General features: G+C 73.9%; 20 protein-coding genes and 1 tRNA gene. 7 read left to right on the forward strand and 14 right to left on the reverse strand.

The genetic code is table 11. The features are described from left to right. Window positions 1–43: 43 nt before the first annotated feature. On the reverse strand, window positions 44–898 hold the full coding sequence (locus ACIRPU_RS19600; protein ID WP_403868643.1) for a Cof-type HAD-IIB family hydrolase: 855 nt from the start codon (window positions 896–898) through the stop codon (window positions 44–46). A 123-nt stretch (window positions 899–1,021) separates the two neighbouring features. On the opposite strand from ACIRPU_RS19600, the gene ACIRPU_RS19605 reads away from it, so the two are divergent. From ACIRPU_RS19605 to murJ, 6 genes are all read left to right on the forward strand, one after another. Continuing rightward, window positions 1,022–1,813: an SAM-dependent methyltransferase gene (locus tag ACIRPU_RS19605; protein ID WP_403868646.1), complete on the forward strand. Its 792-nt coding sequence runs from the start codon at window positions 1,022–1,024 to the stop codon at window positions 1,811–1,813. 43 nt (window positions 1,814–1,856) lie between these two features. Next, entirely contained in the window at window positions 1,857–3,260 is a 1,404-nt protein-coding gene (locus ACIRPU_RS19610) for a glutamine synthetase (protein WP_403868649.1), read from the forward strand. Between the two features lies 1 nt (window position 3,261). Continuing rightward, entirely contained in the window at window positions 3,262–4,416 is a 1,155-nt protein-coding gene (locus tag ACIRPU_RS19615) for an amidohydrolase family protein (protein ID WP_403868652.1), read from the forward strand. 15 nt (window positions 4,417–4,431) lie between these two features. Continuing rightward, window positions 4,432–4,971, forward strand: a complete 540-nt coding sequence (locus tag ACIRPU_RS19620; protein ID WP_355702381.1) for an NUDIX hydrolase family protein — start codon at window positions 4,432–4,434, stop codon at window positions 4,969–4,971. 5 nt (window positions 4,972–4,976) lie between these two features. Further along, the gene (locus ACIRPU_RS19625) at window positions 4,977–5,399 is read left to right on the forward strand and encodes a (2Fe-2S) ferredoxin domain-containing protein (RefSeq protein WP_403868768.1); all 423 of its coding nucleotides are present in this window, start codon (window positions 4,977–4,979) and stop codon (window positions 5,397–5,399) included. A gap of 71 nt (window positions 5,400–5,470) precedes the next feature. Further along, window positions 5,471–7,114 (forward strand): murein biosynthesis integral membrane protein MurJ, encoded by a 1,644-nt coding sequence (gene murJ, locus ACIRPU_RS19630; protein ID WP_403868655.1) that lies wholly within the window; start codon window positions 5,471–5,473, stop codon window positions 7,112–7,114. Here the strand turns inward: murJ and ACIRPU_RS19635 are convergent. The 8 genes from ACIRPU_RS19635 to tdh form a co-directional block, all read right to left on the reverse strand. After that, a complete protein-coding gene (locus ACIRPU_RS19635) occupies window positions 7,035–7,781 on the reverse strand; it encodes a sigma-70 family RNA polymerase sigma factor (protein ID WP_403868658.1) in 747 nt (248 codons plus the stop codon). The two genes, murJ and ACIRPU_RS19635, sit on opposite strands and share 80 nt — an antisense overlap. A gap of 235 nt (window positions 7,782–8,016) precedes the next feature. Further along, window positions 8,017–8,093: transfer RNA gene (locus ACIRPU_RS19640), tRNA-Pro, on the reverse strand. Between the two features lie 108 nt (window positions 8,094–8,201). Next, window positions 8,202–8,561, reverse strand: a complete 360-nt coding sequence (locus ACIRPU_RS19645; protein WP_355702384.1) for an MmcQ/YjbR family DNA-binding protein — start codon at window positions 8,559–8,561, stop codon at window positions 8,202–8,204. Window positions 8,562–8,591: 30 nt separating this feature from the next. Beyond that, complete coding sequence (locus tag ACIRPU_RS19650) at window positions 8,592–9,113, reverse strand: GNAT family N-acetyltransferase (protein ID WP_403868661.1); 522 nt, start codon at window positions 9,111–9,113, stop codon at window positions 8,592–8,594. Next, window positions 9,110–9,706, reverse strand: a complete 597-nt coding sequence (locus ACIRPU_RS19655) for a helix-turn-helix domain-containing protein (RefSeq protein WP_403868664.1) — start codon at window positions 9,704–9,706, stop codon at window positions 9,110–9,112. The genes ACIRPU_RS19650 and ACIRPU_RS19655 overlap by 4 nt, the downstream gene beginning before the upstream one ends. 46 nt (window positions 9,707–9,752) lie before the next feature. After that, entirely contained in the window at window positions 9,753–10,655 is a 903-nt protein-coding gene (locus tag ACIRPU_RS19660; protein WP_403868667.1) for a LysR family transcriptional regulator, read from the reverse strand. 96 nt (window positions 10,656–10,751) lie between these two features. After that, a complete protein-coding gene (locus ACIRPU_RS19665) occupies window positions 10,752–11,960 on the reverse strand; it encodes a glycine C-acetyltransferase (RefSeq protein ID WP_403868670.1) in 1,209 nt (402 codons plus the stop codon). Window positions 11,961–11,997: 37 nt separating this feature from the next. Beyond that, complete coding sequence (gene tdh, locus ACIRPU_RS19670) at window positions 11,998–13,026, reverse strand: L-threonine 3-dehydrogenase (protein ID WP_403868673.1); 1,029 nt, start codon at window positions 13,024–13,026, stop codon at window positions 11,998–12,000. A 253-nt stretch (window positions 13,027–13,279) separates the two neighbouring features. Between tdh and ACIRPU_RS19675 the strand changes: the two genes are divergently transcribed. Beyond that, window positions 13,280–13,885: a GPP34 family phosphoprotein gene (locus ACIRPU_RS19675; protein ID WP_403868676.1), complete on the forward strand. Its 606-nt coding sequence runs from the start codon at window positions 13,280–13,282 to the stop codon at window positions 13,883–13,885. 10 nt (window positions 13,886–13,895) lie between these two features. On the opposite strand, the gene ACIRPU_RS19680 is transcribed toward ACIRPU_RS19675, so the two are convergent. From ACIRPU_RS19680 to ACIRPU_RS19700, 5 genes are all read right to left on the reverse strand, one after another. Further along, the gene (locus ACIRPU_RS19680; protein WP_384117733.1) at window positions 13,896–14,468 is read right to left on the reverse strand and encodes a GAF domain-containing protein; all 573 of its coding nucleotides are present in this window, start codon (window positions 14,466–14,468) and stop codon (window positions 13,896–13,898) included. A 61-nt stretch (window positions 14,469–14,529) separates the two neighbouring features. Next, window positions 14,530–15,189 (reverse strand): ATP/GTP-binding protein, encoded by a 660-nt coding sequence (locus ACIRPU_RS19685; RefSeq protein WP_355702392.1) that lies wholly within the window; start codon window positions 15,187–15,189, stop codon window positions 14,530–14,532. Next, window positions 15,167–15,538, reverse strand: a complete 372-nt coding sequence (locus ACIRPU_RS19690; RefSeq protein ID WP_403868681.1) for a DUF742 domain-containing protein — start codon at window positions 15,536–15,538, stop codon at window positions 15,167–15,169. The genes ACIRPU_RS19685 and ACIRPU_RS19690 overlap by 23 nt, the downstream gene beginning before the upstream one ends. 2 nt (window positions 15,539–15,540) lie before the next feature. Further along, on the reverse strand, window positions 15,541–15,975 hold the full coding sequence (locus ACIRPU_RS19695; protein ID WP_020129489.1) for a roadblock/LC7 domain-containing protein: 435 nt from the start codon (window positions 15,973–15,975) through the stop codon (window positions 15,541–15,543). 62 nt (window positions 15,976–16,037) lie between these two features. Continuing rightward, entirely contained in the window at window positions 16,038–18,446 is a 2,409-nt protein-coding gene (locus ACIRPU_RS19700; RefSeq protein ID WP_403868684.1) for an ATP-binding protein, read from the reverse strand. Window positions 18,447–18,523: the final 77 nt, after the last annotated feature.

Below are 18,523 nucleotides of genomic sequence, written 5' to 3' on the forward strand. Positions count from 1 at the left end.
GCCCGGGCGCGGCCCCGCCCGTGGTCCGGGACCGTCCGGCGCGTCAGAGGTCCAGCAGACGCGCGACGGTGCGCAGGACCCCGTTGTCGTTGTTGGAGGGCGCGAGGTGGCGGGCCCGGCGGACGACCTCCGGGTGGGCGTTGGCCATCGCGAACGACCAGTCGGCGGCGTCCAGCATCTCCAGGTCGTTGAGATAGTCGCCGAACACCATGGTCTGCGCGGGCGTGATGCCCAGCTCCCGCTGGAGGGCGCGCAGCGCGGCGCCCTTGTTGGCGGTGCGGTTCATGACGTCGACCCAGTGCTCACCGGAGACGACGACCTGGTGGGTGCGCGCGAAGGGCGCGAGAGCCGGGGCGGTGGTCCGCTCGGCGGACCCGAAGTCGAAGAGGGCGACCTTGATGACGTCGTCGTCGACGGCGGTGACGTCCTCGACGACCCGGTGCCGCACGTAGTACCGGCCCACCTCGGCCAGGAACGCCTCGTCGGCCCGCTCGACGTAGGCGGACCGCTTCCCGCAGACGACGGCGCCCACGTCCACGCCGTCGGCCGTGAGCCCGCGCACGGCCTCCATCACCCGCGCGACCACTCCCGGCGCCAGCGGATCGGAGCTCAGCTCCTCCCCGTCGCGCACCACATAGGTGCCGTTCTCCGCTATGAACACCATGCCGTCGGCGACCTCGGCGAACTCCGCGGCCAGGGTGGCGTACTGGCGCCCGCTCGCCGGGGTGAACAGCACCCCGCGCTCCCGCAGCCGAACCAGCGTCTCCCACAGACCCTCGGGCACCTTCTTGTCGTCGTCGAGGAGCGTGCCGTCCATGTCGGTGACGACCAGCCGGATGTCGACGGGACCCGCCGGGGACGCGGACGCGGTCGGGCGGGGGGCGTGCGAGTAGGGCATGGCCTGCTTCCTGTACGGGATCACCGGATTTTCACCCTACCGGGGACAACGGTGATCATCCGGCGGCACAATGGCGGGCGGAGGCCCGTGACGCGGGCAGGACGTGAGCGAGAGGGCGGTCGGGTGAGCGGGTCGGCACGGCTGAACACCAGCGTGGCGCACAACGCGCGGGTCTGGAACTACTGGATCGGCGGCAAGGACAACTACGAGGTCGACCAGCGGGTCGGCGAGCACGTCGCCGGGATGTTCCCGCTCATCCGGGAGATCGCGCGCGCGGACCGCTGGTTCCTCGGGCAGGCCGTGCGGTTCCTCGCCGAGGAGCGCGGGGTGCGGCAGTTCCTCGACATCGGCACCGGGCTGCCGACGGCCGACAACACCCACGAGATCGCGCAGCGCGTCGCGCCCGAGTCGCGGATCGTGTACGTCGACAACGACCCCATCGTGCTGGCGCACGCCCGTACGCTGCTGACCGGCACCACCGCGGGCGTCACCGACTACATCGACGCCGATGTGCACGACCCGGCCCAGATCCTCGAACGCGCGGCGGGCACCCTGGACTTCACCCGCCCGGTCGCGGTGATGATGCTGGGCATCCTGAACTTCGTCCTGGACTTCGACGCGGCCCGGAACATCGTCCGCGAGGTCATGGCCGACGTCCCCTCCGGCAGCTTCCTGGTCCTGACCCACCCCACCCACGACAGCGAGGTGGGCGGCGAGGGCCAGATCCCGGCGATGAAGTTCTGGAACGAGAACGCCACCCCGCCGATCACCGCACGCGGCGGCGCGGAGATCGCCGCGTTCTTCGAGGGCCTTGAACTGCTGGAGCCGGGCCTGGTGTCCTGCTCGCGCTGGCGCGGCGAGGCCGACTCCCTCGCGGTGGTGCCGCAGTACGGCGCGGTGGCCGTGAAACCCTGACGGACGTACGGCACGCAACGGACGTACCGACCGTGGAGGACGTATGACGACCCTTGCCGATCCCGTCCCCGGCGGACGTCCCGGAGAGGTCGAGCGGGCCGACGCGCTCGGCGGCGAGCTGTCGGCGAGAGGCGTGCACGGGATCGTCCTGGCCTACGTCGACACGGCGGGCATCGGCCGGGTGAAGACGATCCCCACGGCCGGGCTGGCCTCGGCGGTGGCCTGGGGCGTCGGCATGTCACCGGTGTTCGACACGTTCCTGGCGAACGACCACATCGTCGCGACCGATGTGCTGGGCTCCCCGGACGGCGACCTGCGCCTGTACCCGGACCTCGACCGGCTCGTGGCCCTGGCCGGGCAGCCCGGCTGGGCCTGGGCGCCGGTCGACCGCCTCACCCAGGACGGCGAACGGCACCCCGGCTGCTCCCGCACCTTCCTGCGCCGCGTCGTCGCGGGCGCGGTCCACGACCACGCTCTCGTCTTCAAGGCCGGCATCGAGATCGAGTGGGCGGTAGGCCTGGACTCCGCGCCCGCGGGGGAGTTCGTCCCGGCGGCCACGGGACCGGCGTACGGCGCGACCCGGCAGGTCGAGCTGAGCGACTACACCGCCGATCTGCTGGCCGCGTGCGCGGCGCAGGGCGTGGACGTCGACCAGGTCCATCCCGAGTACGCGCCCGGCCAGTTCGAGATCTCCGTGGGCGCGCTCGACCCGGTGGCGGCGGCCGACCGCAGCGTCCTCGTCCGCCAGACGATCCGCGCGCTGGCCCGGCGCCACGGCCTGCGGGTGTCCTTCTCCCCCTCCGTCGCGGCGGAAGGGGTCGGCAACGGCGGGCACGTCCATCTCTCCGCCTGGCGCGACGGCACGAACCTGCACACGGGCGGCAGCCGACGGCACGGCATGACGGCCGACGCCGAGGCGTTCACGGCCGGTGTGCTGGCCCGGCTCCCGGCCCTCACGGCGGTGACCGCGCCCAGCCCGGCGAGCCATCTGCGCCTCAAGCCGTCCCAGTGGGCCGGGGTGTTCACCGCCTGGGGCCTGGAGACCCGCGAGTGCGCGCTGCGCCTCGTGCGCGGTACGGCGGGCCGGCGCGCGGAGCAGGCGAATCTGGAGGTCAAGCCGGTCGACCTGGCCGCCAACCCGTACCTCGCCCTCGGCTCCCTGATCGCCGCCGGACTGGCCGGGCTCGCGTCGGGCGCCGTCCTGCCCGAGGAGACGACCGGGGATCCGGCCCGGCTCGGCGCCGGGGAGGCCGCCGCCCGGGGCGTGCGCCAGCTGCCGACCTCGCTCGCCGGCGCGCTCGCCGAGTTCCGCGGGGACGAGGTGCTGCGGACCGCGCTCGGCCCGGTCCTCGCCGACGCGGTGAGCGCGGTACGGCAGGGCGAGATCGACGCCGTCGACGGGCTCGACGACGAGCGGGTGGCCGCCGCCTACCGCTGGAAGTACTGACATGACCGGCGGACCGGTCCACGAGGCGCTCGCCGAGCTGGAGCTGGTGGACCACCACTGTCACGGCGTCGTCGTCGACTCCCTGGACCGGCCGGCCTTCGAGGCGCTGCTCACCGAGGGCGACCGGTGGCCCGGCGTCTCGGCCTTCGACACGCCCGCCGGCGTGGCCGTACGCCGCCACTGCGCGCCGCTGCTCGACCTGGAGCGGCACGCCCCGGCCGACGTCTACCTGGCCCGGCGCGCGGAACTGGGCCCCCGGGAGGTGAACCGGCGCTTCCTCGGCGCCGCCCGGACCGGCGTGTTCTGCGTCGACACCGGGTTCGCCCCGCACCGCGTCACCACGCCCGCCGAGCTGGCCGGGCTGGCCTGGGCGGCGGGCGCCGGCGGACCGGCCCTCGCCCGCGAGGTCGTCCGGCTGGAGTCCGTCGCGGAGGCCGTGGCCGAGCGGGGTGTCGAGGCCGACGGGTACGCCGACGCGTTCCGGGCGGCCGCCCTGGACGCGGTACGGCTGCCGGGGGTGGTGGCCGTCAAGTCGGTGGCCGCCTACCGGACCGGCTTCGACCTCGATCCGGCCCGGCCCACGGACGCCGACGTCACCCGGGCCGCGCGGCGCTGGCTGGCGGGCGGCGGACGGCTGGCGGACCCGGTGCTGGTCCGGCACCTGCTGTGGACGGCCGTCGACCTGGGGCTCCCCCTCCAGTTGCACACCGGGTTCGGCGACAACGACATCCGGCTGCACCGGGTGGACCCGAGCCTTCTCACGGACTGGCTGCACCTGACGGCGGGCACCATTTCGGTATTGCTCCTGCACTGCTGGCCCTACCAGCGGCAAGCCGCCTATCTGGCCGCGGTGTTCGAGCAGGTCTACCTGGATGTGGGGCTCACCCTGCATCATGTGGGTCCGCCACGAGCGCGGGCGGTCCTGGAGGAGGCGCTGGAGATCACACCGTTCCGCAAACTGCTGTACAGCTCGGACGCCTATGGTGTGGCGGAGTTCTACGGGCTCGGCGCGCTGGCGTTCCGCAGGGGACTGGGCGATCTGCTCCAGGACCGGGTGGACGCCGACGAACTGGGCCTGCCCGACGCGCTGCGCCTGGCGCGCTGGGCCGGAGCCGACAACGCCCGCCGGGTCTACCGGCTTCCCGACGGACACTGAAAGTATGATCAAGCAATGTCTGACTTGACCGAAACCACGCCGGGTTGGCTGAGCTCCGACGAGCTCGAGATGGCACGCGCCCGTATGCCGATCCTGTACGTCGAGGCCGTGCCCGTGCGCGTCGACGACAGCGGCGAAGTCACCAGCGTCGGCCTGCTGCTGCGGATCGGACCGGACGGCAATGTCAGCCGGAACCTGGTCTCCGGCCGGGTCCTGCACCACGAGCGCGTCCGCGACGCCCTGCTGCGCCACCTGGAGAAGGACCTCGGCCCGGTGGCGCTGCCCCGGGTGCCGACCTCGCTCCAGCCGTTCACGGTGGCGGAGTACTTCCCCACGCAGGGCGTCACCCCGTACCACGACCCCCGTCAGCACGCGGTGTCGCTGGCCTACATCGTGCCGGTGACCGGCGACTGCCGTCCCCGGCAGGACGCGCTGGACCTGCTGTGGTTCAGCCCGCAGGAGGCGGCGTCGCTCGCGGTGCAGAGCGAGATGCCGGGCGGGCACGGGTTCCTGCTGCGGCAGGCCCTGGCCCACGTCGGCCTCTCGGCCTCCTGAGCGTGATACCCGCGCCGACCGGCCGTCGCGCCCTGGTCGGCGCCGCCCGCAGCCGTCCCTGCACACTCGTGGTGTGCAGGGGCTGCTGCTGCGGCGACGCCGGCAAACACCCCGGCTACGACCACGACTGGCAGCTGGAGCGGCTGCGGGCGGCCGCCGCCGACTCCGCCGGGGCCTTGGAGGTCCGGACGACGGACTGCCTCGGCCCCTGCGACCAGGCGAACGTGATCGTGGTCCAGCCCTCGGCCGACGGACGCCGGGCCGGCGGCCGGGCCACCTGGGTCGGCTTCGCCATGGACGACGACTGCACGGACGAGATCCTGGCCTGGGCGACGGCCGGCGGCCCGGGGATCGCCGCACCGCCGGTCACGCTGGAGCTCCAGTTCATCAGCCCGCCGCGCGCCGGTCGGGTACGCAGCCGCCGGTGACCCACTGGGCCCCAACCGCCTCTGCGAGCAGGGCGGTTGGGGCTCCGATCTTGATGCCGTAGGTTGGCCCGATGGGGGCGACGACACGACGGCAGGCCGAAAAGCGCGAGGTCCGCGAGGGCGGGGCGGCCCGCTCGTCGGTGCTGATGGCCCTGGGCACGATCGTGTCCCGGGCGACCGGGCTGATCCGCCAGGTCCTGCAGGCCGCCGCCCTGGGCACCGGCCTGCTGGCCAGCACGTACAACACCGCGAACACCGTGCCGACCAGCCTCTACACGCTGCTGATCGGCGGCGCGCTGAACGCCGTGCTGGTGCCGCAGTTGGTGCGGGCGAGGGCGACCCACCCGGACGGCGGGCGGGCCTACGAGCAGCGGCTCGTGACCCTCGTCGTGTCCGTGCTCGCCGTGGGGACGGCGCTGGCGGTGTGGGCGGCACCGCAGATCGTCTCCGTGTACCTGCGCGACACCCCGGACAACCACGAGGCGTACCGGCTCACCGTGGTCTTCGCCCGCTTCCTGCTCCCGCAGATCTTCTTCTACGGCCTGTTCAACATCTACGGCCAAGTCCTCAACGCCCGCGAGCGGTTCGGCGCGATGATGTGGACGCCGGTCCTCAACAACGGCGTACTGCTGGGCATGTTCGGCGCCTACCTCGGCCTCATGACCGTGCCGGAAGGGGTGGCGGACATCACCGCCGACCAGGTCCGGCTGCTGGGCGTCGGGACGACGGCGGGCATCGCGGTGCAGGCCCTCGCGCTGGTCCCGTTCGCGCGGGGCGCCGGGTTCCGGCTGCGGCCGCGCTTCGACTGGCGCGGTTCGGGCCTGGGTTCCGGCGTGCACGCCGCCAAGTGGACGCTGCTGCTCGTCCTGACGAACCTCGTCTCGCTGACGGTGGTGGCCAACTACGCCAACGCCGTCGACCAGCGGCTGCCTCACGCCGGCGCGGGCTACACGGCGTACATGTACGCGCAGACCATCTGGATGCTGCCGCAGTCGGTGGTCACCGTCTCCCTGGTGACCGCGCTGCTGCCCCGCATGAGCCGGGCCGTGGCGCAGGGCCGGATCGCGGACGTGCGCGCCGATCTGTCGCGCGGGCTGCGGGTGAGCGGAGTCGTCGTCGTTCCGGCCGCGTTCCTGTTCCTGGCCCTCGGTCCACGGATCGCCACCCTGCTGTTCGCGCACGGCGCGGCCGACGCCGCCTCCGCGCAGCCGCTCGGCCACATGCTCCAGGCGTTCGGCCTCGGGCTGATCCCGTTCTCCGCGCAGTACGTCCTCCTGCGTGGCTTCTACGCCTTCGAGGACACCCGCACGCCGTTCTTCATGGCGTTGTGGATCGCGGCGTTGAACATCGCCCTGGCCACCGCCTGCCGGCTGCTGCTGCCCGACCGTTGGGCGGTGACCGGCATGGCCGGGGCCTACGCGCTGTCGTACCTGGCGGGGCTGGCCCTCACCGCGCGCCGGCTGCGCGGCCGGACCGGCGGCCGCCTGGACGACGGCGCGCTGCGGCGCACGTACACCAAGCTGCTGGGCGCGGCGGGCCTCGCCGCCGCCGCGGGGTGGGCGGCCGACGCCGCGTGCGCGGTCGCGCTGGGCGGCGGCACCCTGCCGACCGCGACCGCTCTGGCGGCCGGCTCCGTCACCCTCGTCCTGGTCTATCTCGCACTGGCCCGGCTGGCGAAGGTCGACGAGCTGCGGCGGCTGCCGGGGCTGCGGTGACCGCGGGTTCGCCCGCCTCGGCGAGCAGGCCCGCCAGGGTGGCGCGGGCGCGGGCCACCCGCGAGCGGACGGTGCCGACCGGGCAGTCGCTCACCTCGGCCGCCTCCGCGTAGGGCAGCCCCAGCAGCTGGGTCAGCACGAACGCCTCGCGCCGGTCCGCCGGCAGCGCGGCCAGCAGATCCAGCAGGACGACACCGTCGTCGAAGCCGGGCAGTCCGCGCGGCTGGGCGAGTTCGACGGCCGTCTGCCAGTCGGACCGGTCCGCCAGGCGCGGCCGGGCGGCGGCGGACCGGAGGCTGTCCATCACCGCCCGCCGCGCGATGGACAGCAGCCACGCCCGCGCCGAGGAACGTCCCTCGAACCGGTGCAGTCCGCTGAGCGCCCGCAGGAACGTGTCCTGCGCCAGATCGTCCGCCGCCTGCGGGTCGGCGCTCAGATGGGCCACGTACCGCAGCACGTCGTGGTGCAGCGCGCGCACGAACCCCTCGACGGCCGCCGCGTCCCCGCCCCGCGCGGCCAGCGCCAGCGCGGTCGTCGACTCGTCGGCCGGCGCCGCCTTGCCGGCCCGCTTCGCGCGTCCCGTGCCGTGCGCTGTCCGGTGCCTCTCGGCCTTGGCGGCGTCGTGGAGGCTGCGGTGCTTGTCGGCCTTGCCGTGCCCTGCGGTCATGGCGCCTCATCCTGGCAGCGGGGCCGCGGGGCGTCACTCGGGGTTGGGCGAATCCACAGGTAGTCCGGCCGACTCACAGCACGGACGGCACGGACGGCACAGTCGGCGTGGGCGGCACGGTCCGCGTGGGCGGCGCTGGCACGTCACCGCACGTCACTGCGGCTCTCGGGGAGAAAAAACGACGAAGGTCGCCTCCACGCTTTCGTGGAAACGACCTTCCGACCTGCGATGAAGCTGGTCGGGACGACAGGATTTGAACCTGCGACCCCTTGACCCCCAGTCAAGTGCGCTACCAAGCTGCGCCACGTCCCGTTGCCCGTCTGACCTGGGGTTTCCCCTGGCCGAACACGCATGGAAACCATACCGCACTCGGGTCGATGGTCGCGCACCCGTTTCCCGCGCCCCGACCGCCGGGCACCGTCAGTCCCCCGTGGTCGCCCCCAGTTCCGGGTACGCGTCCAGCAGCCGCGTGGGGGCGGCCTGCCGCCACGAGTCGGCGAGGATGTCCCGCAGCTCGTCCTCGTCCTCCAGGGCGGCGAGGCGGGCCCGCACCCAGGCGAACTGGGCCTCGTGGTCGGCGATCCAGAACTTCCCGGGCTCGGCGAGCACCAGTTCGTCGCGCTCCTCCTTGGGGCAGCGCACGGCGAGGGAGGTCTCCTCCTCGGGCAGCGTGGCGAACATCTTCCCCGCGACCCGGAAGGTGGGCATGTTCCAGGAGATCTTCTCCGTGGTGTCCGGCAGGGACAGGGCGATACGGCGTACGTCTTCGGCGTCCGGCATGCTCCGCACCGTAGCCGCTGCCACTGACAGTCACCCGACGGCGACCTGCTTGTAGTACAGGGTGGTCGGGCGGAGGACCCCGGCCGGGCTCGCCGCGTAGTCCGGGATCACCCCGGCCCTGGTCCACCCGGCGGTGCGGTAGAGGTGTTCGGCGGGACTGTCGGTCTCGGTGTCCAGGTGCAGCAGGGTGACACCGGCCGCGACGGCGCTCTCCTCGGCGGCGGTCAGGAGCGTGCGGCCGAGCCCCTTCCCGCGGGCGTCCCGGTGGACGATCAGCTTGACGAGCTCGGCGCGATGGCGGCTGTTGGGCTTGTCGGGGAAGGCCAGCCCGACGGTGCCGACGAGACGGCCCCCGTCGGCCGCCGTCCAGACCGCGAGCCGCCCGGCGGCCACGCCCTCCGCGCGCTCCTCCCACCAGGCTTCGGCGGCCGCCCGGTCGAGCGGGGCGAGGAAGCCGAGCGAGGCGCCGTCGTCCACCGCGTCGATCAGCAGGTCGGCCAACTCCGCGGCGCGGGCGCGCAGCCGGGGGGCGTCCAGTCGGGTCACGGTCATGGCAGCACCACCGCGAGCACGTACCGCACGTCCTCGTCGCCCGCGCACCGGAACCGGGTGGGGCCCCACACCCGCAGGCGCAGACAGTCCCCGGCGTCGAGGTGATGCCCGATGTCCTCCGCCGTCACCTCGAGGGCGCCCTCCAGCACCCAGATGTGCTGTTCCAGGCCCGCGACGGGCGGCCGGTCGTAGGCGATGTCGGCGCCCACGGCGAGCCGGCCCTCGACCAGTTCGCCGCGCAGCGCGGGATGCGGCGGCGACACGGAGCGGCGGACGAATCCGGAGGCCCGGTCCTCCCAGACGGACTGCTCGTCGGCGCGCACCAGCGGCGCGGGCTCCGCCTCCACCTCGCTGAGCAGCCGGGACATGGTCCGCCCGTAGACGCGGCAGAGCCGGTTGAGCAGCGCGGCGGTCGGACTGGTCTCCGCCCGCTCGGCCCGTGACAGGGTGGACCGGCTGACCCCGCTGCGTTCCGCCAACTCCCCCAGCGACCAACCGCGTTCGGCCCGCAACTCGGCCAGCCGTCCGGCGATCCGCACATCGACGGGGTCCGGCGACCCGACCGTCTCCGCTCCGCCTGCCTCGTGCCTCATATCCGGGAATCTATCCCGGATATGAGACGGTGCTGTTACGGAAGGCTCACACCCGGGCGGCCTCGCCCAGCGCCTCCAGCACCGGCCGGATCAGCGGATGCCCCTCCGCTCCCCGGCGGACGGCCGCGAAGACCCTCCGGGTCGGCGCCACCCCGTCGACCGGCCGTACGACCACCCCCGTGAGGTCCATGCCGCGCAGCGCCGAACGCGGGACGAGCGCCACTCCCGCGTCGGCCGAGGCCAGGGCGACGACCGCGCGGAAATCGTCCGAGGAGTGCTCCAGACGGGGCTGGAAGCCGGCGTTCTCGCAGGCCAGGACGACCACGTCATGGCAGGGGTTGCCCGGGTAGGGGCCGATCCACGGGTCCTTGGCCAGTTCGGCGAGCGGCACCTCGGGGGCGTCGGCGAGACGGTGGCCGACCGGGACGACCGCGTCGAAGGGCTCCGCGTAGAGCGGGACGTGCGCGAGCCTCGGATCGTCGGCGGCCGGGGCCCCGCGGTACTCGACGGCCACCGCGACATCGACCTGCCGGTCGAGCACCATCGGCAGGCTGGCGTCGCCCTCGGCGTCCTGGACGCGGATCCGGATCCCCGGGGCGGTGTCGGCCAGCCGGGCCAGCGCGGGCGCCACGACCAGCGCGATCCCCGTCGCGAACGCGGCGACGGTGACCGTGCCGGCCGCTCCGGAGCTGTAGGCGGCCAGCTCCGCCTCGGCCCGCTCCAACTGGGCGAGGACGGCGTTGGTGTGGGTGAGCAGGATCTCGCCGGCCGGGGTGAGCCGTACGCCCTTGGCGCTCCGCTCGACCAGCCGGTGGCCCGTCTCCTGCTCCAGGGCCGTCAGCTGCTGGGAGACGGCGGACGGGGTGAGATACAGCGCGGCGGCAGCCGCGGTCACCGTACGGTGGTCGGCCACCGCACGGAGGATGTGGAGCCGCCGCGCTTCGATCATGGATCGATTATCGCAATATGCCCGAGCCCCCCGAACCGCCACCGCCTGCACCACCGACTCCGCCCCGGACCGCCGGCGGCCCAACCGGCCGGCGGCTCAAGCCGCCGGGGACTCCGCTTCCAGCTCCGCCCGCGCCGCGACGAAGGCGTCGACCGCGCGGTCGACGTCGTCCGTGGAGTGCGCGGCGGAGAGCTGGACCCGGATGCGGGCCCGGTCCTGCGGGACGACCGGGTAGGAGAAGCCGATCACGTACACCCCGCGCTCCAGCAGCAGTTCGGCCAGCCGGCCCGCCTTCGCCGCGTCGCCGATCATCACGGGCGCGATGGCGTGGTCGCCGGGCAGGATGTCGAAGCCCTCGTCCGTCATCCGGCGGCGGAACAGGGCGGTGTTCTCGGCGAGCCGCACCCGCAGGTCGTCGGCCGACTCCAGCAGGTCGAGGACCTTCAGCGAGGCGGCGGCGATGACCGGGGCGAGGGTGTTGGAGAAGAGGTACGGGCGGGAGCGCTGGCGGAGCAGGGCGACGATCTCCGCCCGGGCGGCCACATAGCCGCCCGACGCGCCGCCGAGCGCCTTGCCCAGGGTGCCGGTGATGATGTCGACCCGGTCCATCACCCCGTGCAGCTCGGGCGTGCCGCGGCCGCCGGGGCCGACGAAGCCGACCGCGTGCGAGTCGTCGACCATGACCATCGCGTCGTAGCGCTCGGCGAGGTCGCAGATCTCGGCGAGGGGGGCCACGTAGCCGTCCATGGAGAAGACGCCGTCGGTGACGACGAGGCGGCGCCGCGCGTCGGACGCGTCCTTCAACTGCCGTTCCAGGTCCGCCAGATCACGGTTGGCGTAACGGAGCCGGCGGGCCTTGGACAGCCGGATGCCGTCGATGATCGAGGCGTGGTTGAGAGCGTCGGAGATCACCGCGTCCTCGGGGCCGAGAAGCGTCTCGAAGACCCCGCCGTTCGCGTCGAAGCAGGAGGAGTACAGGATCGTGTCCTCCTGGCCGAGGAAGGCCGACAGCCGGGCCTCCAGCTCCTTGTGCACCTCCTGCGTCCCGCAGATGAAGCGCACCGACGCCATGCCGTAGCCCCAGCGGTCGAGGGCCTCGTGGGCGGCGGCGACGACCTCGGGGTGGTCGGCGAGGCCGAGGTAGTTGTTGGCGCAGAAGTTGAGGACCTCGCCGGAGCGGCCGCCCGAGGTCACGGCGACCGTCGCCGACTGCGGGCTGCCGATGACCCGCTCGGGCTTGTGCAGACCGGCGGCGCGGATCTCGTCGAGGGTGACGCGCAGGTCGTCGCGCACGGAGTCGAACATCAGAAAGCTCCTAGAAAAGCACTCGAAAGCGGATGACTCACGCGGTCCAGTCGAGGATGACCTTGCCGCCGCGACCGCTCGCCGCGTCGGCGAAGGCGGCCTCGAAGTCGCGGTAGCCGTACCGGCCGGTGATCACGGGGGCGAGGTCGAGGCCGCCCTCCAGCAGCACCGACATCGCGTACCAGGTCTCGTACATCTCGCGGCCGTAGATGCCCTTGATCGTGATCATCGAGGTGACGATCCGGGCCCAGTCGACGGGGAACTCCTCGGCGGGCAGCCCCAGCATCGCGATCCGGCCGCCGTGCGTCATGTTGGCGATCATGTCGCGCAGCGCCTCGGCCCGGCCGGACATCTCCAGGCCGATGTCGAAGCCCTCGCGCAGCCCCAGCTCACGCTGCCCGTCGGCGATGGACGTCTGCGACACGTTCAGCGCGAGACTCGCACCGATCTTGCGGGCCAGCTCCAGCCGCTCCTCGCTGACGTCGGTGACGACGACGTTGCGGGCGCCCGCGTGCCGGGCGACGGCGGCGGCCATCAGCCCGATCGGTCCGGCGCCGGTGATCAGGACGTCCTCGCCGACGAGCGGGAAGGACAGCGCGGTGTGCACGGCGTTGCCGAACGGGTCGAAGATCGCCGCCACGTCGAGGTCCACCGGCACCCGGTGCACCCACACGTTGGACGCGGGCAGGGCGACGTACTCCGCGAAGGCGCCGTCGCGGCCGACGCCGAGCCCGACGGTGGCCCGGCACAGATGGCGGCGCCCGGCGAGACAGTTGCGGCACTTGCCGCAGACGAGGTGCCCCTCGCCGCTGACCCGGTCCCCCACCTGGATGTCGGCGACGTCACGGCCGGTGCCGACGACCTCGCCGACGAACTCGTGCCCGAGCACGAGCGGGGTGCGGATCGTCTGCCGCGCCCAGCCGTCCCAGGACCGGATGTGCAGATCGGTGCCGCAGATCCCGGTGCGCAGCACCCTGATCAGCACGTCGCCGGGCCCGACGGCCGGCTCGGGGACGTCCGCGAGCCACAGTCCGGGCTCCGCCTTCTCCTTGACCAGCGCCTTCACGCTACGGCTCCTGTGGTGAGGCCCGGGCGCGGGCAGCCCGAAGGGCCCCGCGTCCGGGAAGACATGTGGATTCGCCCAGCAATCTGCCGCACGTCACCCGGCCCGGTCCATCGAGCTTTTCTTAAGCGCCGTCACAGCTCCGCTTCACACGGGTGGCCCCGCTCGCCCGGACCGGCTTCCCGCACACCACGGTGGGGCGTGCCACCCTGGACCGCAACCCTCGCAAGGCCGGCCGACTGACGTGGAGTCTTCGATGACCACAGCATGGGACCTGATGCTCGTCGCGATGGACGTGGCGCCGGTGCGCCCCGTCGGGCAGGGCGAACTGTCGCTCGCCCTCGCGGGCGCCGAGGTGATCGATCTCGTCGGGACCGAAGCGGTCGCCCTCGACGGCGATCTCCTCGTGCCAGGCCTGGCGCCGGCGCCGGACGACCGCCTGCTCGCCGAGGCCGCGGCGTCACTCGTACGGTCGACGCCGTACGAGTCGGTCGAGGACTGGCTGTGGCGGCGCGGCAATGGTCTGGCCGCGGCCTATTCCGCCCGTCTCGAGGCGGACGGGCTGGTCGGCAGGCCGCGCCACGGCCGGTTCCCCTTCCGGTCCGCGGGGACGGAGCCGCTCGACTCACCGGCCCGTCGCCACGCCACCGGGCGCTGGGAGGCGGACGAGCCGGTCCTCGCCACGCTGGCCGCCGCCGTGGGTCTGCGCGAGGAGCCCGCCGACGGCTTCCCGGACCTCCCGGGCGAGACGGTCGTGACGGTCCTGGCGGCGGTCGGCGACGCGACGGCGGAGCTCGAGGCCGTACGACAGCGGCGGTCCATCGAGGACGCGGCCTTCGACAACATCTGGCGGGCCCCCTGACCGGCGTGCCTCACGGCGCCGGGAACCCGTCGGCCTCCCGCCGCTGCAGCTGTCCGGCGAGTTCCGCGGCCGTCGACTTGATGGTCTCCAGGCCGGCCTTCCCCCAGGGCCGGGGCGTGAGGTCGGCGACGCACACCGTGCCCAGCACCATGCCGCTCGTGTCGATGAGCGGGGCGCCCAGGTAGGAGCGGATGCCGTACTCGTCGACGACCGGGTTGCCCGCGAAGCGCGGGTAGTCGCCCACGTCCTCCAGCACCAGCGCCTTGCGTCGCACGACGACATGGGGGCAGTAGCCGTAGTCGCGGGGCAGTCGGCGGCCCACCTCGGGCTTGCCGCCGCGCGCGGCCCGGCCGCCCTGCGGGGTGTGCAGCCCGGCGAAGAACTGCCGCTCCTCGTCGAGGAAGTTGACCATGGCGTACGGCGCTCCGGCCACCTCGGCCAGGCGGTCCGCGAAGGCGTCCAGGGCGGGCTCCGGCTGTTTCCCGAGGCCGAGTCGGCGCAGCCTGCGGGCGCGGGCGGGAGCTTCCCTGTCCTCCGGCGTGAGCAGCAGACGACCGGCCGGGCGCGGCGGGTCGTAGCTCATGGCCGGGTTCCGTCGCTGTGGACGTACGTCATATACGGCTCCGGGGCGTTGTGTGCGGGGATCACATGTGGGCGCCGCGGCTCGGCTGGGGTGCGGCCGGTGCGTGGGCGATGAGGTGTTTGACGAGGGTGAGGAGGGTCTGGACACCGGACGCGGAGATCCGGGCGTCGCAGCGCACGACGGGGACGTCCGGGGAGAGGTCGATGGCGGCGCGCACCTCCTCGGGGTTGTAGCGGTGGGAGCCGTCGAACTCGTTGATGGCGATGATGAAGGCGAGTCCGCGTTCCTCGAAGAAGTCGACGGCCGCGAAGCACTCCTCCAGGCGGCGGGTGTCGGCGAGGATGACCGCGCCGAGGGCGCCCTCGGAGAGTTCGTCCCACATGAACCAGAACCGCTCCTGGCCGGGCGTGCCGAACAGGTAGAGGACGTGGCTCGGATCGAGGGTGATGCGGCCGAAGTCCATGGCCACGGTCGTCTCGACCTTGTTCTCGATGCCGTCGAGGTTGTCGGTCGCGGCGCTGACCGTGGTGAGCAGCTCCTCGGTGCTGAGCGGCGCGATCTCGCTCACGGCACCGACGAAGGTCGTCTTGCCGACCCCGAAACCGCCCGCGACCAGGATCTTCAACGCCGTGGGAAAGGGGTCCGAGCCGCCGCCGGCAGGGGCGCCGTGCTCGCGGTGCTCGTCGTGCTCGTCGTAGTCAGAGCTGTCGTCGTAGTCCATCGAGCACTGCCTCCAGAAGGGCCCGGTCGGTGGGGATGTGGTGGTACTCGGGGGGCTTGGTGGTCAGCGCCCCGCAGTCGAGGAGGTCCGAGAGCAGCACCTTGGTGACCGCCGCCGGCAGCTTCAGATGGGCCGCGATCTCGGCCACCGACACGGGTGCGCGGGTCAGCTCGAGCGCGGTCGCGTGTTCGGGACCGAGGTAGCCGAGCGGGGTGGCGCCGGTGGCCATCACCTGCGACATGAGGTCGAGGGCGACGCTGGGCTTGGTCCGGCCGCCGCTGACCGTGAACGGGCGCACCAGCCGCCCGGCCGCGTCGTCGAGCCAGGGCCCGTCGCCGGCCGCCGCCACGTTCAAGGCCCCATCACCGACGGTTCGACGGCGTGCTGCCGGGGCGCGGTCATGAGATACGGCCGGACGCTCTTGACGAGCATGGACATCTCGTAACCGAGCACGGCCGCGTCGGCCTCCCGGCCGGCGAGCACCGCGAGACACGCGCCCGAGCCGGCGGTGGTGACGAACAGCAGCGTCGAGTCGAGTTCGACGACGACCTGTCGCACGTCCCCGCCGTCGCCGAACCGGACGCCGGCGCTCCGGCCGAGGGAGTACAGGCCGGAGGCCAGGGCGGCCATGTGGTCGGCGCTGTCGGGGTCGAGGCCGTGGACCGACTTCACCAGCCCGTCGCAGGAGAGCAGCACCGCGCTCGTGGTGTGCGGCACGCGCTGCACGAGGCCGCTCATCAGCCAGTCGAGATCGGATACCTGGCCGGTCGGCGCATCGCTCGCCATGGTGGATCGACTCCTTGGGGTACGAAGATCTGCGGGAGCGCTGGGGGTGGGGGTGACCGTGCTCATCCGGCTGGTGCGCTCCCGTCGTGCCGGGCGGTGGATCGGTCGGGACCGGGCAGGTCCAGCCCGTCACGCGGGCCGTACGCCTCGGGCGGCGCTGCGGCGGGCGTGGGGCGCGCCTGCGGTATGCGGGACGGGTGCGGCGGTCGTACGTCGGCGTCGACGGGCAGCGGCACCAGCCGGCCCTGTCGCGCGCCCTCGCGCGGGGCGTCGGCATCGACGGCGTCGTGGCCGCCGGGTCGCCGCTCGTGGTCCGACGCCGGGTGGGCGGCCGGGTCGAGCGGCAGGTCGAGAGCGGCGGGGACGGGGGCGGGCGTCCGCGACGGTGCCGGGTCCGGGACGTCCGCCTCCAGGCTCTGCTGGGCCTCGGCCAGGCCGATGCCGCGCTGGAAGGCCGCCATCAGGCCGGGGTCGTGGCCGGCGGGCTGCTCGGAGTCCTGGCGCGGCGCGGGGCCGCCGCGCAGCTGGGGCACGATGTGCTCCTGGGCGCGGCGGCGGGGCAGTTGGGGCTTGCCCATGGTGCCGCGCACCGTGCCGACGCGCGGGGTGGGGGCGAGGCCCGCGTGCTCCTCGACGACGGGCCGGTCGCCGCGCCGGATGCCGGGCACGGCCTCGGCCGGGTTGGGCCGTGCCGCGCGGGCCCCGCGGACGGGCAGGGGCGCGGGTGCGTCCGGCCGCTGCGGGACCGGCTCGGCGGGGGCGGGACCGAGGTACGGGGCCGGCGTGGCCGCATGGGCGGGGCCGGAGCCGCTCGGGCGACCCTGCGGGTGCTCGGCGGCCCGGTGCGCCCCCGGGCCGGGCGGGTCCTGCGTCGGGGACGGGGCCGGGGTGCGACCACCGCCCGGGATGCCCCACGCCTGGGGCGACCCGGCCGACGGACCGGGAGGCATGGCGCCGTCCGGCACCCGCACCGGCACGAACGACCGTCCGGCACCGTCGGTGTCCCGCCCCGGGGACGGCACCGGGGACCCGCCCGTGCCCGGCGCGTCCTGCGGGTGCGCGAAGCCCGTCGGCCGGCCCACGCCCGCGGGGTTGCGGGGGTGGGGCGGCGGTGCGGGATCGGGTGTCCGGGCGGCGCGGGACTGCGGGGCGGGGGGCAGGGGCGGCCGTACCGGGGCGGCCGGGGCGGGGGGTGCGGCGGGCGCGAGGGGCAGGCCGGCGCCGTCGGTGTCCGGACCTCGCGATACCGCCCCGGGGACGCCCGGCGCGGAGCCCAGCAGCGCCTGCGGCACCACGAGGACGGCCTGGACGCCGCCGTAGATGTTGCTCTGGAGACGGACCCGGATGCCGTGCCGTCGGGCGAGCTGGGAGACGACGAACAGGCCGATGCGGCCGTCGGCGAGCAGCCGTCCGACGTTGACCTGGTCGGGGTCGGCGAGCAGGGCGTTCATCCTGCTCTGCTCCTCGACGGGCATACCGAGGCCGCGGTCCTCGACATCGACGGCGAGCCCGGAGGTGACGAGGTTGGCGCGCAGCAGCACCTGGGTGTGCGGGGCGGAGAACACCGTGGCGTTCTCGACGAGTTCGGCGAGCAGGTGGATGACGTCGGCGACGGCGTGGCCGCGCAGTTCGCCGTCGATGGGCGGGACCAGCTTGACCCGTGCGTACTGCTCGACCTCGGCGATGGCGGAGCGCAGCACCTCGGTCATGGAGACGGGGTTGCTCCACTGCCGCCGGGAGACGGCCCCGCCGAGGACGGCGAGGTTCTCGGCGTGCCGGCGGATGCGGGTGGCGAGGTGGTCGACGTGGAAGAGGCCCTTGAGGAGGTCGGGGTCCTCGATCGCGTTCTCCAGCTCGTCGAGGATCGAGATCTCGCGGTGCACCAGGGACTGAAGGCGGCGCGCGAGATTGACGAAGACCTCCAGCTTCTGTTCGCTGCCGGCCTGACTGGACAGCTGCGCGGCCTGGACGACGGCGGTGACGGCCCCGTCGTGGGCCCGGGCCAGGTCGGCGGCGAGCAGCTCGAAGTCGTCGGCGTCGCCGGGCGGGCCGCCGCGTGACGTGCGCGGGGGCGGGGCCTCGCCCCGGCGCAGCGCCTCGACGACGGCCCGCAGGTCGGCCTCGCCGCGCGCGCTGCCGCGGCGCAGGGCCGCGACGCGGTCGCTGACGGAGCGGGCGGCGCGGTCCGCGGCCACGGCGGCGATCACGATGCCGACGCCGGTCACCGCGACGCCGCCGGCGAGGACCGCCCACAGGGTCGCGCCGGGCCGGACGCCGGAGGAGCGCACGGTGAACAGGACGACCGCGCAGGCGCTGAGGGCGACCGCGGTCGGCGGGAGCACGGCGAGCCGCAGCAACTGGGGCCGTATGTGTGTCTCGGCCGGCGCCGGTGCGGGGCGGGCGACCGGTCGCCCGTGCCGGCCGCCCTCACGGCGGTCGGCACGTGCGGCGGGTGCGCGGAGGTGCGACATCGGGTGTCCTCGTACTGGTCCGTCGAGCCTGGCCGTCGGTCGGGGAGCCCAGGAATTCGGCCCACTGTCGCCCGACG

Source organism: Streptomyces sp. NPDC102259 (assembly GCF_044766465.1).
In the GTDB taxonomy this organism is placed as follows: Bacteria; Actinomycetota; Actinomycetes; order Streptomycetales; family Streptomycetaceae; genus Streptomyces.

Coding starts and splice junctions, on each gene's coding strand:
- ACIRPU_RS19615 (WP_403868652.1), top strand. CDS start 3,262: ATGACCGGCGGACCGGTCCACGAGGCGCTCGCCGAGCTGGAGCTGGTG.
- ACIRPU_RS19610 (WP_403868649.1), top strand. CDS start 1,857: ATGACGACCCTTGCCGATCCCGTCCCCGGCGGACGTCCCGGAGAGGTC.
- ACIRPU_RS19620 (WP_355702381.1), top strand. CDS start 4,432: ATGTCTGACTTGACCGAAACCACGCCGGGTTGGCTGAGCTCCGACGAG.
- ACIRPU_RS19650 (WP_403868661.1), bottom strand. CDS start 9,113: ATGACCGTGACCCGACTGGACGCCCCCCGGCTGCGCGCCCGCGCCGCG.
- ACIRPU_RS19695 (WP_020129489.1), bottom strand. CDS start 15,975: ATGGCGAGCGATGCGCCGACCGGCCAGGTATCCGATCTCGACTGGCTG.
- murJ (WP_403868655.1), top strand. CDS start 5,471: ATGGGGGCGACGACACGACGGCAGGCCGAAAAGCGCGAGGTCCGCGAG.
- ACIRPU_RS19660 (WP_403868667.1), bottom strand. CDS start 10,655: ATGATCGAAGCGCGGCGGCTCCACATCCTCCGTGCGGTGGCCGACCAC.
- ACIRPU_RS19655 (WP_403868664.1), bottom strand. CDS start 9,706: ATGAGGCACGAGGCAGGCGGAGCGGAGACGGTCGGGTCGCCGGACCCC.
- ACIRPU_RS19665 (WP_403868670.1), bottom strand. CDS start 11,960: ATGTTCGACTCCGTGCGCGACGACCTGCGCGTCACCCTCGACGAGATC.
- ACIRPU_RS19685 (WP_355702392.1), bottom strand. CDS start 15,189: ATGGACTACGACGACAGCTCTGACTACGACGAGCACGACGAGCACCGC.
- ACIRPU_RS19645 (WP_355702384.1), bottom strand. CDS start 8,561: ATGCCGGACGCCGAAGACGTACGCCGTATCGCCCTGTCCCTGCCGGAC.
- ACIRPU_RS19700 (WP_403868684.1), bottom strand. CDS start 18,446: ATGTCGCACCTCCGCGCACCCGCCGCACGTGCCGACCGCCGTGAGGGC.
- ACIRPU_RS19675 (WP_403868676.1), top strand. CDS start 13,280: ATGACCACAGCATGGGACCTGATGCTCGTCGCGATGGACGTGGCGCCG.
- ACIRPU_RS19680 (WP_384117733.1), bottom strand. CDS start 14,468: ATGAGCTACGACCCGCCGCGCCCGGCCGGTCGTCTGCTGCTCACGCCG.
- ACIRPU_RS19635 (WP_403868658.1), bottom strand. CDS start 7,781: ATGACCGCAGGGCACGGCAAGGCCGACAAGCACCGCAGCCTCCACGAC.
- ACIRPU_RS19600 (WP_403868643.1), bottom strand. CDS start 898: ATGCCCTACTCGCACGCCCCCCGCCCGACCGCGTCCGCGTCCCCGGCG.